This window comes from Nocardia sp. NPDC055029, assembly GCF_053608525.1.
The window spans coordinates 54,440-67,770 of the sequence record NZ_JBSGVQ010000016.1; the positions used below are offsets into that span (position 1 = coordinate 54,440).

Consider the following 13,331-nt stretch of genomic DNA (forward strand, 5'->3'; position numbering starts at 1 on the left):
GTGGCATTTCCTGACCAATAGACTGGTCGATATGAGACATAGGCCAGCCGATGGCTCGATGGATCTGGTGCAGCTTCGGACGTTCCTCGCGGTGTATCGAACCGGATCGCTCACCGCGGGCGCCGCGCAGGTCGGCCTGTCCCAGCCGACCGTGACCACGCAGATCCAGGCGCTCGAACGGCACCTGGGCAGGCCGTTGTTCGAGCGCCTGCCCCGCGGGGTGACCCCGACGGCCGCGGGCCACGAGCTGGCGGCACGGGTGAGCGCCCCGCTCGACGCGCTGGAGTCGGTCGTCGGCGGCGCGGGCACCGACCATCCGCCGCCGCCCGAACCGCCGGTGCTGCTCGGCGGTCCGGCCGAGATGCTGGCCGCGCAGGCGCTGCCCGCGCTCGCGCCGCTGATCGCCGACGGTGTGCGGCTCACCGTCACCAGCGGGCTCACCGACGACCTTCTGGCCGAATTGCGTTCGGGGACACTGGATCTGGTCGTCGCGACCGCCCGTCCGCGCGGCCGGGCCGTCCTCGCCGAACCACTCTTCGACGAGGAATTCCTGCTCGTCGCCGCACCCTCGGTGGCGCACGGCATCGACACCGGCCGCCTGCGCGCCGACGGTCCCGCCGCGCTCGACGGGATCCCGATCGTCAGCTACGCCGCGGATCTGCCGATCCTGCGCCGGTATTGGCGGCACGTGTTCGGGACCCGCCTGGAGACCGAACCGGCGCTGATCGTCGCCGATCTGCGCGCGGTGCTGGCCGCGGTGCTCGCCGGCGCCGGGATCAGCGTGCTGCCCCGCTATCTGTGCGCCGGGGAACTCACCGCCGCCACCCTGGTGACGCTGCTCGACCCCGCCGACCCCCCGATCAACACCGGGTTCCTGGCCCGCCGGGTCGGCGCCCCACCCCGCCCGCACGTCGAACTGGTCCGCGCGCGGCTGACGGAAGCGGCCCGCGAGTGGTGACCCCGGTATTCCGGGAACACGCGCACCGGATCGGTGGTTGACCGAGCACATGACGACACTCGGATTGATCGGCAGCGGCAACATCGGATCGACTGTGGCGCGACTGGCGGTAGCCGCCGGAATCGACGTGGTACTCAGCAACTCTCGCGGACCGGAGACACTCGCCGAACTCGACGCCGACACCGTCACCACCAGTGAACTGCTGCAGCGGCACCTGCCCGAGTCCCAGGTTGTCAAGGCGTTCAACAACATCTACTTCGAGCATCTGGCCGAACTGGCCCGTCCCGCGGGCGCGGCCGACCGCTCGGCGCTGCCCGTCTTCGGCGACGACCCGGCCGCGAAGATCGCCGCCGCGCACCTGATCGATGCCCTCGGCTACGACGTCGTCGACGGTGGCACTCTCGCCGAGAGCCGTCGCTCCCAGCGCGACACCCCGGTCTATGTCCATCCGTACGCCGTCGCCTGGGATTCGTGGCCGCCGTCGGCCGCCACCACCGGAGACGCCGCGACCGTGCGGGCCGCGTTGGCCGCCGCCGAAGTCTGACCCCGGGGATCGTCTACCTGCGTCGATGCTTGACATGCAAGCTAGCGCTTGCCTATTGTTCGAGGGGAGACGACGGGAGGAGCGCGCGCCGTGACCGATATTTTCCTGGCACTCGCGGATTCGACGCGGCGCGCGCTCCTCGACGAACTGGCGGACCGGGACGGACAGACCCTGTTCGAACTGTGCGCCAAGCTCGCCACCAAACACGGGATCAGTTCCTCGCGGCAGGCGATCACCCAGCACCTGGGAATGCTCGAAGCCGCCGGACTGGTGACCACCCGTCGTGCAGGCCGCTACAAGTTCCATCACGCCGATTTCACGCCGTTGCGCGCGGTGTCGGAGCGATGGCCGATCCCCCAGGAGGACACATGATCCGCATCGGTGTGACCAGCATCTTCGTCGACGACCAGGACAAGGCCGAGAAGTTCTACACCGACGTGCTCGGCTTCCAGGTCAAGGACCGGGTGCCGATCGGCGAGTACTACTGGCTCACCCTGGTCTCGCCCGCCGACATCGACGGCACGCAACTGCTGCTCGAACCCGACCAGAACCCGATCGCCCAGAACTACAAGACCGCCCTCACCGCCGACGGCATCCCGTGCATGATCTTCACCGTCGACGATCTCGACGCCGAATACCGCCGCCTGCTCGACCGCGGCGTCCTGTTCACCCAGCCGCCCCAGCCGATGGGCGAGGTCACCACCGCCGTCTTCGACGACACCTGCGGCAACCTCATCCAGCTGATGGGCGCACCCGCTACCGCGTGATGATGAGAAGTTCGGTGGGAGAGGCGATCTCGGTGCGCAGTCCGGCCTTGGTCGCCACCCGCGCCACCGCGCGGATATCGGTCGGCTCGGCCCTGGTGAGGACAAGGGCGCGGGCCAGCAGGCCCTTGTGATGCTTGTTGAAGTGGCTGACCACCGTGCGTGATCCGTCGGGGTGCTCGGTGAGGACGTTGGCGGTGATCGCGTCGGGGACCCGGCCCAGCTGCTGGTAGGTGCCCGAGCGCAGGTCGATGACGAGCTCGCCGGCGGCCTCCGCGTAGAGGGCGTCGGGCAACACGTCGCGCCACAGCGCCGACAGTGTCGGCAGGCCGGGGAGTTTCGTGCCGCCGGAGAGGCGGTAGGCCGGGATCGGGTCGCTCGCGCGGACGGCGCCGAACAGGGCCGAGCCGATGCCGAGGCGCGCGTACGCCTTCGCCCGCTGCGCCTTGGTGAACGACTTCGCGTCCAGCGCGTCGTAGAGGACGCCGGTGTAGCGCTCCAGCGCGGGCCGGGTCGGCGACGTGCGCAGGCTCGCGTTGCGGGCGATCTCGGCGTCGGCGCCCTTGCCGAGTCCGAGCGCGGCGATCGCGGCGGCCGGGTCGGCGGCGAGCTGCACCACCTCGGTGACCAGCTTGTCGCGCACCGCGGTGAGCTGCGGCATCGCCAGATCGGCCAGGTCGAGGGGCGCGCCCGTTCCGCCGTCGGACTTGGTTTCGGAGGGAGGCAGCAGCACCAGCACGATCGCCTACGGTACCGGCGTCGTCGGCCGGCGCGGTCGCTGGTGGCCCCGCAACCGTTATCGGCTTGCGCGGCGCCCCGGACCAGGGACTACTCTGTGCATCCGTGATCACCCGCCTCTCCCGCCTGTTCCTGCGCACCCTGCGAGACGATCCCGCCGACGCCGAGGTGCCGAGCCACAAACTGCTGGTTCGCGCCGGCTACGTCCGCCGCGTCGCCCCCGGCGTGTACTCGTGGCTGCCGCTGGGCCTGCGCACGCTGCGCCGGATCGAGGACGTGGTGCGCCAGGAAATGGACGCCACCGGCGCCCAGGAGATCTCCCTGCCCGCGCTGCTGCCGCGCGAGCCCTATGAGACCACCAACCGGTGGACCGAATACGGCGACGCCCTGTTCCGCCTGCAGGACCGCAAGGGCGGCGACTACCTGCTCGGCCCCACCCACGAGGAACTGTTCGCGCTCACCGTGAAGGGCGAATACAACTCCTACAAGGATCTGCCGGTCACGCTGTACCAGATCCAGGCCAAGTACCGCGACGAGGAACGTCCCCGCGCGGGCATCCTGCGCGGCCGCGAGTTCACCATGAAGGACTCCTACTCCTTCGACCTCGACGACGACGGCCTCGCCACCAGCTACGCCACCCACCGCGCGGCCTACCAGCGCATCTTCGAACGCCTCGGCGTCAAGTACGTGATCGTGGCCGCCACCTCCGGCGCCATGGGCGGCAGCGCCTCCGAGGAATTCCTCGCCGAGAGCCCCATCGGTGAGGACACCTACGTGCGCTGCGTGGAGTCCGGGTACGCGGCCAATGTGGAAGCCGTGGTCACGCCGGCGCCCGCGCCGCTGCCCATCGAGGGTCAGCCCGCCGCGGTCGAGTACGACACCCCGAACACCCCCACCATCGCGACGCTGGTCGAGTGGGCCAACGAGGCGAAGGTGCTCGACCGCACCGTCACCGCGGCCGACACGCTGAAGAACGTGATGGTCAAGCTGCGCCACCCGGACGGCAAGACCGAGATCCTCGGCATCGGCCTCCCCGGCGACCGCGAGGTCGACGGCAAGCGCCTGGAAGCCTCCGTCGAGCCCGCCGAGGTGGAACTGCTCACCGAGGCCGATTTCGCCGCCAACCCCTTCCTGGTGAAGGGCTACATCGGCCCGAAGGCGCTGCAGGCCAACGGTGTTCGCTACCTCGTCGACCCCCGTGTCGTCGAGGGCACCGCCTGGATCACCGGCGCCGACGCGCAGGGCAAGCACGTCGTCGGCCTGGTCGCCGGTCGTGACTTCACCCCCGACGGCACCATCGAGGCCGCCGAGGTCCGCGACGGCGACCCCTCGCCCGACGGCGCGGGCCCGCTGGTGGCGGCCCGTGGCATCGAGATCGGCCACATCTTCCAGCTCGGCCGCAAGTACACCGACGCCTTCGATGTCGACGTGCTCGGCGAGAACGGCAAGCCGGTCCGCCTCACCATGGGCTCCTACGGCATCGGCGTCTCCCGCATGGTCGCGGTGATCGCCGAGCAGCAGCACGACGACAAGGGCCTGCGCTGGCCCGCCGAGATCGCCCCGTTCGACGTGCACGTGGTCATCGCCAACAAGGACGCCGCCGCCCGCGAGGGCGCCGAGCAGGTCGTGGCCGGTCTGAACGCCCAGGGCCTCGAGGTCCTCTTCGACGACCGCACCGCCTCGCCCGGCGTGAAGTTCAAGGACGCCGAGCTCCTCGGTATGCCGTGGATTCTCGTGATCGGCCGCGGCTGGGCCGAAGGCAAGGTCGAACTGCGCAACCGCCTCACCGGTGAGGCCGAGGAGATCCCGGCCTCCGACGCCGTCACCGCGGTCACCGCGAAGATCCGCGGCTGAGTTCTGATCGGCGCATCGCGCCGTCCCGCACGCGATGCGGGGCGGCGCGATGGTCGTTTTCCGGGTTGTCCGGCGCCGCTGCTGTTCCCCTGGGAACTTACGCCTACGTAGGGGAAACCTGCAGGTCATAGCCTCGAGGCCCGGCGTGGCGGCTCGGCGGCGCTGCTAAGTTAGCTCCATGACGAGTTCGCCGAGCCTGCTGTTCAACCCCGCCACCTACGACCCGCAGCACTTCGATGCCGAGACGCGGCGGCTGCTGCGAGCCACCATCGAGTGGTTCGAGTCCAAGGGCAAGGCGCAGCTGCTGGCCGACGACCGCGACGCGGTGTTCACCAAGGAGTTCCTCGACTTCGTCGCGAAGGAGAAGCTGTTCGCGACCTTCCTGACCCCGGCCGCCTACGCCGACGGTGACCCGAACAAGCGCTGGGACGCCGCCCGCAACGCGGCGCTGGCCGAGATCTTCGGCTTCTACGGCCTGGCGTACTGGTACGCCGAGCAGGTCACCATCCTGGGTCTCGGCCCGATCTGGCAGAGCGACAACGAGATCGCCAAGCGCAAGGCCGCCGCCGACCTCGACGAGGGCCAGGTCATGGCGTTCGCGCTGTCCGAGCGCGACCACGGCGCCGACATCTACAACACCGACCTGGTCCTCACCCCGAGCGAGCCGGGCAGCGCCGACGCCGAGGCGGGCATCCTGTTCCGCGCCAACGGCGAGAAGTACTACATCGGCAACGGCAACGTCGCCTCGATGGTGTCGGTGTTCTCCCGCCGCGCCGATGTCGAGGGCGCCGAGGGCTACATCTGGTTCGCCGCCGACAGCCGCCACGACAACTACCACCTGATCGAGAGCGTCATCCACGGTCAGATGTATGTCAGCCACTTCCGGCTGGAGAACTACCCGGTGACCGCCGCCGACGTGCTGCACGAAGGGCCCGAGGGCTTCTCGGCCGCGCTCAATACCGTCAACGTCGGCAAGTTCAACCTCTGCCACGGCAGCATCGGTATGGTCGAGCACTCGTTCTTCGAGGCCATCACCCACGCCAACAACCGCATCCTCTACGGCAACCCGGTCACCGACTTCCCGCACGTGCGCGGCAATTTCGTCGACGCCTACGCGCGCCTGATCGCGATGAAGCTGTTCAGCGACCGCGCGGTGGACTACTTCCGCAGTGCCTCGCTCGAGGACCGCCGCTACCTGCTGTTCAACCCGATGACCAAGTCCAAGGTGACCTCCGAGGGCGAGGTCGCGATGACTCTGCTGCTGGATGTGCTGGCCGCCAAGGGTTTCGAGAAGGCCACCTACTTCGCCGAGGCCTCGCGCTACATCAACCACCTGCCCCGGCTCGAGGGCACGGTGCACGTCAATGTGGGCCAGATCCTGAAGTTCATGCCGAACTACCTGCTCAACCCGAAGGAGTACCCGGCGATCGGCACCGACCTGGCGCCGGGCGATCAGGAGTTCTTCTGGAAGCAGGGCCCGGCGCGCGGTGCGGGCAAGGTGCAGTTCGCCGACTGGACCCCGCCCTACGAGCAGGCCGCCGACGTGCCCAACGTCGGCCGGTTCTACGAGCAGGCCACGGCGCTGCGCACCCTGCTGCTCACCGCGGCGCCCGACGCCGAACAGCAGAAGGACCTGGACTTCATGCTGACCATCGGCCACCTGTTCTCCACCGTGGTCTACGGACAGCTGATCCTCGAGCAGGCCGAGCTCACCGGGCTCGATCGCGACGTGCTCGACCAGATCTTCGACTTCCAGATCCGCGACTTCAACACCCAGGCCACCGCCCTGCTCGGCAAGCCCTCGGTCACCGAGGCGCAGCGGGAGTGGGCCGTCGGCGCCCTGCGCAGCCCCGTCGCCGACGCCGAGCGCTTCAATCGGGTGTGGGAGCAGGTGGAGTCCTACGACGGCGCCTACGCCATGCGCCCCTGACAGCGGCAGGTCCCGGGTGGTGTGTGCCGCCCGGGACTACACCGCGGCGCGGCCGGGGAAGGTGGTGGTCACCGGGTTCGCGCCCAGGATCGCCTGCCAGCGGGCCCGGCGCACCGCGGATTCGGTGAGCGCCTCGGTCGCGGTGGCCCGCACCGACTCGTCGGATGCCTGTTCCACTACGGCGTACCATGCTGCGGCGCAATCGGATTCGACCGCGACCGCCAGGTTGGCCGCGGGGATCGGATCGTCGACCGGGAACGGCGGGTTGTAGGCGGCGTCCGGCGCGTCAGGCGCGGTGCCACCGGCTTCCAGCAGTTCGATGGTGGCGTCGCGGCGGGCTCGGTGCGCGGCGCTGAACTCGGCGACCACACGGCCCCGGTCGGCATTGGCGTAGGCCGCGATGACGCCGTAGGAGTACACGGCGGCGTGCTCGGCGTCGAGCGCGGCCTGCAGTGCCTGTCGTTGATCGGTCATGTCAGCAAGACTCCTGCCTCGGTGGCGCAGGCCGCGCTGATCGACGCCAGGAGCCCTGCGCGGTAACCGGATTCGGTGCGCGCGAGGGCGGCGGCGGATTGCTGGGAGCGGGCCAGCTGATCGCGCAGCTGCGCGATCGTCAGCGGCTGGGTGGCGGTCTGGACGGCCGACGCGGGCACGGGTTGCCCGTCCGGGCCCGGCACGGTGATCTCGCCGGTGCGGTGCACCGGGGTGGTGCCGTCGCCGTAGACGCCGATCACCCGGTCGATTTCGGTGCGCAGGGCGTCGGCGTGGGCGCCGCGCTCGGTCGCGATGGTGGTCAGCGCCGCCTGGAACCGGGGCGCGAGCGCGATGGCAGCCTGGGCGGCGGCGGCGTCGGCGCGCGCCAGAATCTCTTGCGCGGCAAGCGGATCCGGGGCGTGCACGGTGTCGTCCTCGGCGCACGCGGTGAGCACACTCAGTGCCGGAAGGCCGACCGCGCCGGCGCCGACCAGCCGCAGGATCGTGCGACGCCCCCATCCCTGCCGCGCCGCGATCGGGACGGCCGTGGGCAGAGCGGAGAGAAACGTCGATCCGGCTTGCGTGGCGACCAGGCGCGACGACTCGACGGTCATCGGGCGGGATTCGTGCCGGTCGGAGCGCATGCCGGAAGGTCGCCCGGCGCTCGGCGGGGCGGTATGGCGGAAGGGCACGAACACCATCGTGCCAGATCCGCCGACGGTGGCCCGACACGACGAGGCACGCCGGGGCGGACCGGTGCGCAACGCCCAGTGGCTGGTCCTTTACACTCTCGGGGCGCGTTACGCTAGACCTTCGGCGTAGAAATTTCCGATCGCGTCACAACTGAACCAGGAGCCGCCCATATGCCGATGCCCACCGAGGAAAGGGTGAGCCAGCTCGTCGCTGAGCTCGTCGCACGCCGGGGATTCGACCTCGAGGGCGTCGCGATCGCGTCTGCGGGCAAAGACGAATTGGCGCCGGTTCGGTTGAAGGTCACCGTCGACAGCGACGGCCCGGCCGATCTGGACGCCATCGCCGAGCTCAGCCGGGAGATGTCCGAGCTGCTCGACGACGCGGGCGACTTCGGCGAATCCGCCTACCTGCTCGAAGTGACCACCCCCGGCGTCGACCGGCCGCTGACCGCCGAGCGGCACTGGCGACGCGCCCAGGGCCGCAAGGTGAAGCTCGCGCTGCGCGAGGGCGCCGAACCGCTCGAGGGCAAGGCCCGCTTCGAGGCGCGGGTCGGCGTGCTCGCCGACGACGGCACCATCGCGCTCGTCCTCGGCGGCAAGAACAAGCCGCACCGGGTGCACGTGCCACTCGCCGACATCGCCTCCGCGGTGGTCCAGGTCGAGTTCAACGCGCCGGGCGCCGCCGAACTCGAACTGGCCGGCGGCATCGCCGCCGGCCGTCCGGTACCGGGCGAAGAGCCCGCCGACCTCGCCGCCGCAGGCCAGCACAGTGACTCTCCCACCGAAGGGGTTGCAGAATGAACATCGAAATCGAAGCCTTGCGGGCGATCGTCGCCGACAAGGGCATCCCCATCGAGACCGTGATCTCGGCGATCGAGTCGGCGCTGCTCACCGCCTACCGGCACACCGAGGGGCACCAGCCCAACGCCTACATCGACATCAACCAGAAGACCGGTGTGGTCCGGGTGATGGCGCGCGAACTCGACGCCGACGGCAACCTCGTCTCCGAATGGGACGACACCCCGGAGGGTTTCGGCCGCATCGCGGCGACGACCGCCCGTCAGGTGGTGCTGCAGCGGCTGCGTGACGCCGAGAACGAGAAGTCCTTCGGCGAGTTCTCGACCCATGAGGGCGACATCGTCGGCGGCGTGGTCCAGCGCGACGCCAGGGCCAACGCCCGCGGCATCGTGGTCGTCCGCATCGGCAGCGAGGCCACCGGCGCCGAGGGTCTGATCCCGCCCGCCGAGCAGGTGCCGGGGGAGACCTACGAGCACGGCGACCGGATCAAGTGCTACGTCTACGGCGTCTCCCGTGGTCCGCGTGGCCCGCAGATCCAGCTCTCGCGCACGCACCCGAATCTGGTGCGCAGGCTGTTCTCGCTCGAGGTGCCCGAGATCGCCGACGGCTCGGTGGAGATCGTCGCGGTGGCCCGCGAGTCGGGTCATCGTTCCAAGATCGCCGTGCGGTCCACCGTGCCTGGCGTGAACGCCAAGGGTGCCTGTATCGGCCCGATGGGCCAGCGCGTGCGCAACGTGATGAGCGAGCTGGCAGGCGAGAAGATCGATATCATCGATTACGCCGAAGACCCGGCGACCTTCGTCGGCAACGCGCTCTCGCCGTCGAAGGTGGTTTCGGTCACTGTCGTCGATCCCGACGCCAGGGCGGCGCGGGTGATCGTGCCGGACTTCCAGCTGTCGCTGGCGATCGGCAAGGAGGGCCAGAATGCCCGCCTGGCCGCCCGTCTGACCGGCTGGCGCATCGATATCCGCAGCGACGCGGCTCCGGAGCCGGGCGACTCGGTCCGGCCGGAGGCGCACCGTAGTTGACGAAAATGCGGGAATCCCGGCCCCCGGATGACATGTTCGTAACTTCGGAAGGGGAGGGGTTCGTCGTTATGACCGGGTCACCGGTAGAGTGGGTAGAAGACCGGCCCGCGCAATCCGTTCGAACCTGTATCGGATGCCGTCAACGCGAGCCGTCTGCCGAACTGTTGCGGATCGTGGCGCAGCATCGGGACACCGGTTCCGCCGGGGCCTCGGCTGTTGCGATCCTTCCCGATCCGCGGCGCAGACTTCCCGGACGGGGTGCCTGGCTGCACCCCGTTTCAGCTTGTCTGCGTTCCGCAGAGCGGCGCCGAGCATTCGGCAGAGCCCTACGAGTGTCCGGAAATCTGGATATCTCAGCCCTGGAGCAGTACCTCGAGAACAGGCACGAGCACTCATGAGCACACCGTGAAGCACCAACGATGAACGTCCATCGGAGATAACCCGAGGTCGTGCGGGCCCGCCTTCCCTAGGCGGCGTCACTGCTCGACCTCTCAGTGAGGAGAGCAGTGGCAGGCAAGGCCCGCGTGCACGAGTTGGCCAAAGAACTCGGTGTCACGAGCAAGGAACTACTCGCGAAGCTCAAGGAGCAAGGCGAGTTCGTGAAGTCGGCGTCCTCGACGGTGGAAGCACCCGTCGCACGTCGCCTCCGCGAATCGCTCGCGTCGAAGTCCGCCCCGGCGGCCGACGCGAAGCCGGCGGCCCGTCCCGGTCCGTCCCAGGCAGCCCGTCCGGCTGCCAAGCCAACCCCGGGCGGTCCGCGTCCCGGTCCGCGTCCGGCTCCGGCGGCCCCCGCCGCTGCCGCCCCCGCGGCCCCGGCCCCGGCGCCCGCCGAACCGGCCGCTCCGGCTGAGGTGAAGCCGGCTCCGGCCGCTCGCCCCACCCCCGCGGCCGCGCAGTCCGCGCCTGCCGCCAAGCCGGCCGGTGCCGCGCCGGCGCCCGGTCCGCGTCCGGCCCCCGGCGCGCCGCGTCCGGGTCAGCCCGCCGCGGGTCAGGCCCGTCCGGGCCAGCCGACGCCGGGTGCCCAGGCCCCGCGTCCGGCCGGTCCCGGCCCGAAGCCGGGCCCGAAGACCCCGCGCGTCGGCAACAACCCGTTCAGCTCCGCCCCGGACCGTGAGCGTCCGGCGCCGCGTCCCGCCCCGCAGGGTGGCCCGCGTCCGACTCCGGGTCAGGGCGGTCCCCGTCCGGCTCCCGGCCAGGGTGGTCCGCGTCCTGCTCCGGGTCAGGGCGGTCCCCGCCCCGGTCAGGGTCAGGGTGGCCCGCGTCCGGCCGCCGCGCAGGGCGGTGCCCCGCGTCCCGGTGGTCCGCGCCCCAACCCGGGTTCGATGCCTCCGCGTCCGAACCCCGGTGCCATGCCCCAGCGTTCCGCGCGTCCGGGTCCGGCGGCCGGTGGCCGTCCGGGTCGTCCGGGCGGCGCTCCCGGTGGCGGCGCGGGTCGTCCCGGTGGCGGCGGTGGCGGCTACCGCGGTGGCGGTGGCGGTGCCCCCGGTGCAGGTCAGGGTGCCGGTGCACCCGCGGCCGGTGGTTTCCGTGGTCGTCCCGGTGGCGGCGGTGGTCGTCCGGGTGGTCCCGGTGGCCGTGGTGGCGCAGCGGGCGCGTTCGGTCGTCCCGGTGGCGCTCCGCGTCGTGGCCGTAAGTCGAAGCGGGCGAAGCGCGCCGAATACGAGAACATGCAGGCGCCCGCCGTCGGTGGCGTGCGGCTGCCCCGCGGCAACGGCGAGATCATCCGTCTCGCCCGTGGCGCGTCGCTGTCGGACTTCGCCGAGAAGATCGACGCGAACCCGGCTGCTCTCGTGCAGGCGCTGTTCAACCTCGGCGAGATGGTCACCGCGACCCAGTCGGTGAACGACGAGACCCTCGAGCTGCTCGGCAGCGAGATGAACTACGTCGTCCACGTCGTCAGCCCCGAGGACGAAGACCGCGAGCTGCTGGAGTCGTTCGACCTCACCTACGGCGAGGACGCAGGCGGCGAGGAAGACCTCGAGCAGCGTCCGCCGGTCGTGACCGTCATGGGTCACGTCGACCACGGTAAGACCCGACTGCTGGACACGATCCGCAAGGCCAACGTCCGTGAGGGCGAGGCCGGTGGCATCACCCAGCACATCGGCGCCTACCAGGTGCTGACCGATCTCAACGGCGACGAGCGCCTGATCACCTTCATCGACACCCCGGGTCACGAGGCGTTCACCGCCATGCGTGCCCGTGGTGCGAAGGCCACCGACATCGCGATCCTCGTTGTCGCGGCCGACGACGGCGTCATGCCGCAGACGGTGGAAGCGATCAACCACGCCCAGGCGGCCGACGTGCCGATCGTGGTGGCGGTCAACAAGATCGACAAGGAAGGCGCGAACCCGGACAAGATCCGGCAGCAGCTGACCGAATACGGCCTGGTGACCGAGGAATACGGTGGCGACACCATGTTCGTCGACATCTCCGCCAAGCAGGGCACCAACATCGACGCGCTGCTGGAAGCGGTCCTGCTGACCGCCGACGCCTCGCTCGACCTGCGGGCCAACCCGGACATGGACGCCCAGGGTGTCGCCATCGAGGCGCACCTCGACCGCGGCCGTGGCCCGGTGGCCACCGTGCTCATCCAGCGCGGCACGCTGCGCGTCGGCGACTCGATCGTGGCGGGCGACGCCTACGGTCGCGTGCGCCGCATGGTCGACGAGCACGGCGACGACGTCGAGGCGGCCCTGCCGTCGCGGCCCGTCCAGGTCGTCGGTTTCACCTCGGTGCCCGGCGCAGGCGACAACCTGCTCGTGGTCGACGAGGACCGGATCGCTCGCCAGATCGCCGACCGCCGCAATGCGCGCAAGCGCAACGCACTGGCCGCGCGCAGCCGCAAGCGGATCAGCCTGGAAGATCTGGATGCCGCCCTGAAGGAGACTTCGGAGCTCAACCTGATCCTCAAGGGCGACAACTCCGGTACCGTCGAGGCCCTCGAAGAGGCCCTGCTCGGCATCGAGATCGACGACGAGGTGCGTCTGCGCGTCATCGACCGCGGTGTCGGTGGCGTCACCGAGACCAACGTCAACCTGGCGTCGGCCTCGAACGCGATCATCATCGGCTTCAACGTCCGTGCGGAGGGCAAGGCCACCGAGCTGGCCAACCGCGAGGGCGTCGACATCCGGTACTACTCGGTGATCTACCAGGCCATCGACGAGATCGAGAAGGCCCTCAAGGGCATGCTCAAGCCGATCTACGAAGAGGTCGAGCTGGGCCGGGCGGAGATCCGCGCGATCTTCCGTTCGTCGAAGGTCGGCAACATCGCCGGCTGCATGGTTCTGTCGGGTTCGGTCAAGCGCAACGCCAAGGCGCGCCTGATCCGCGACGGCAGGGTGATCGCGGAGACGATGACCATCTCCTCGCTCAAGCGGGAGAAGGACGACGCCACCGAGGTGCGCGAAGGTTACGAGTGCGGTATGACCGTGACCTACAACGACATCAAGGACGGCGACATCATCGAGGCGTACGAGCTGCGCGAGAAGCCGCGCGACTGATAACGCACACCGTTCCGCACGCCGCATCCGAGTCTTCGGGTGCGGCGTGCG

The 13,331-nt window shown here is 70.1% G+C and carries 13 protein-coding genes; 10 read left to right on the forward strand and 3 right to left on the reverse strand.

The annotated features are described in order from the left end of the window. Positions 1-31 precede the first annotated feature (31 nt). The 4 genes from ACWF9G_RS16460 (at position 32) to ACWF9G_RS16475 (ending at position 2,269) form a co-directional block, all read left to right on the forward strand. Positions 32-958 carry a LysR family transcriptional regulator gene (locus ACWF9G_RS16460; RefSeq protein WP_452516167.1) on the forward strand — a complete coding sequence of 309 codons (927 nt, stop codon included), beginning with the start codon at positions 32-34 and terminating at the stop codon, positions 956-958. 49 nt (positions 959-1,007) lie between these two features. Beyond that, entirely contained in the window at positions 1,008-1,502 is a 495-nt protein-coding gene (locus tag ACWF9G_RS16465; protein WP_452516169.1) for an NADPH-dependent F420 reductase, read from the forward strand. Positions 1,503-1,592: 90 nt separating this feature from the next. Continuing rightward, a complete protein-coding gene (locus ACWF9G_RS16470; protein WP_379309444.1) occupies positions 1,593-1,874 on the forward strand; it encodes an ArsR/SmtB family transcription factor in 282 nt (93 codons plus the stop codon). Beyond that, positions 1,874-2,269, forward strand: coding sequence for a VOC family protein (locus tag ACWF9G_RS16475; RefSeq protein ID WP_452516219.1), 396 nt, complete (start codon positions 1,874-1,876; stop codon positions 2,267-2,269). The genes ACWF9G_RS16470 and ACWF9G_RS16475 overlap by 1 nt, the downstream gene beginning before the upstream one ends. On the opposite strand, the gene yaaA is transcribed toward ACWF9G_RS16475, so the two are convergent. Next, positions 2,259-3,005 (reverse strand): peroxide stress protein YaaA, encoded by a 747-nt coding sequence (gene yaaA / locus ACWF9G_RS16480; RefSeq protein ID WP_452516173.1) that lies wholly within the window; start codon positions 3,003-3,005, stop codon positions 2,259-2,261. The genes ACWF9G_RS16475 and yaaA overlap by 11 nt on opposite strands. A gap of 104 nt (positions 3,006-3,109) precedes the next feature. Here yaaA and ACWF9G_RS16485 point away from each other — a divergent pair, with 104 nt between their 5' ends. Both ACWF9G_RS16485 and ACWF9G_RS16490 read left to right on the forward strand, forming a co-directional pair. Further along, positions 3,110-4,858: a proline--tRNA ligase gene (locus ACWF9G_RS16485; protein ID WP_452516175.1), complete on the forward strand. Its 1,749-nt coding sequence runs from the start codon at positions 3,110-3,112 to the stop codon at positions 4,856-4,858. Between the two features lie 178 nt (positions 4,859-5,036). Next, on the forward strand, positions 5,037-6,788 hold the full coding sequence (locus ACWF9G_RS16490) for an acyl-CoA dehydrogenase family protein (RefSeq protein WP_452516177.1): 1,752 nt from the start codon (positions 5,037-5,039) through the stop codon (positions 6,786-6,788). Positions 6,789-6,824: 36 nt separating this feature from the next. Here ACWF9G_RS16490 and ACWF9G_RS16495 read toward each other — a convergent pair whose 3' ends face one another. Both ACWF9G_RS16495 and ACWF9G_RS16500 read right to left on the reverse strand, forming a co-directional pair. Continuing rightward, positions 6,825-7,262 (reverse strand): ferritin-like domain-containing protein, encoded by a 438-nt coding sequence (locus tag ACWF9G_RS16495; RefSeq protein ID WP_379309440.1) that lies wholly within the window; start codon positions 7,260-7,262, stop codon positions 6,825-6,827. Next, positions 7,259-7,963: a hypothetical protein gene (locus ACWF9G_RS16500; protein WP_452516179.1), complete on the reverse strand. Its 705-nt coding sequence runs from the start codon at positions 7,961-7,963 to the stop codon at positions 7,259-7,261. Before ACWF9G_RS16500 ends, ACWF9G_RS16495 begins: the two co-directional genes overlap by 4 nt. 162 nt (positions 7,964-8,125) lie before the next feature. Here ACWF9G_RS16500 and rimP point away from each other — a divergent pair, with 162 nt between their 5' ends. From rimP to infB, 4 genes are all read left to right on the forward strand, one after another. Next, positions 8,126-8,755, forward strand: a complete 630-nt coding sequence (gene rimP, locus ACWF9G_RS16505) for a ribosome maturation factor RimP (protein ID WP_452516181.1) — start codon at positions 8,126-8,128, stop codon at positions 8,753-8,755. Next, positions 8,752-9,780, forward strand: a complete 1,029-nt coding sequence (gene nusA / locus ACWF9G_RS16510) for a transcription termination factor NusA (protein ID WP_379309437.1) — start codon at positions 8,752-8,754, stop codon at positions 9,778-9,780. Before rimP ends, nusA begins: the two co-directional genes overlap by 4 nt. Before the next feature lie 68 nt (positions 9,781-9,848). After that, complete coding sequence (locus ACWF9G_RS16515) at positions 9,849-10,178, forward strand: YlxR family protein (protein WP_379309436.1); 330 nt, start codon at positions 9,849-9,851, stop codon at positions 10,176-10,178. Positions 10,179-10,286: 108 nt separating this feature from the next. Next, positions 10,287-13,280 (forward strand): translation initiation factor IF-2, encoded by a 2,994-nt coding sequence (gene infB, locus ACWF9G_RS16520; RefSeq protein WP_379309435.1) that lies wholly within the window; start codon positions 10,287-10,289, stop codon positions 13,278-13,280. Positions 13,281-13,331 lie beyond the last annotated feature (51 nt).

Coding starts and splice junctions, on each gene's coding strand:
- ACWF9G_RS16515 (WP_379309436.1), top strand. CDS start 9,849: ATGACCGGGTCACCGGTAGAGTGGGTAGAAGACCGGCCCGCGCAATCC.
- ACWF9G_RS16460 (WP_452516167.1), top strand. CDS start 32: ATGAGACATAGGCCAGCCGATGGCTCGATGGATCTGGTGCAGCTTCGG.
- ACWF9G_RS16490 (WP_452516177.1), top strand. CDS start 5,037: ATGACGAGTTCGCCGAGCCTGCTGTTCAACCCCGCCACCTACGACCCG.
- rimP (WP_452516181.1), top strand. CDS start 8,126: ATGCCGATGCCCACCGAGGAAAGGGTGAGCCAGCTCGTCGCTGAGCTC.
- nusA (WP_379309437.1), top strand. CDS start 8,752: ATGAACATCGAAATCGAAGCCTTGCGGGCGATCGTCGCCGACAAGGGC.
- ACWF9G_RS16500 (WP_452516179.1), bottom strand. CDS start 7,963: ATGGTGTTCGTGCCCTTCCGCCATACCGCCCCGCCGAGCGCCGGGCGA.
- ACWF9G_RS16495 (WP_379309440.1), bottom strand. CDS start 7,262: ATGACCGATCAACGACAGGCACTGCAGGCCGCGCTCGACGCCGAGCAC.
- ACWF9G_RS16465 (WP_452516169.1), top strand. CDS start 1,008: ATGACGACACTCGGATTGATCGGCAGCGGCAACATCGGATCGACTGTG.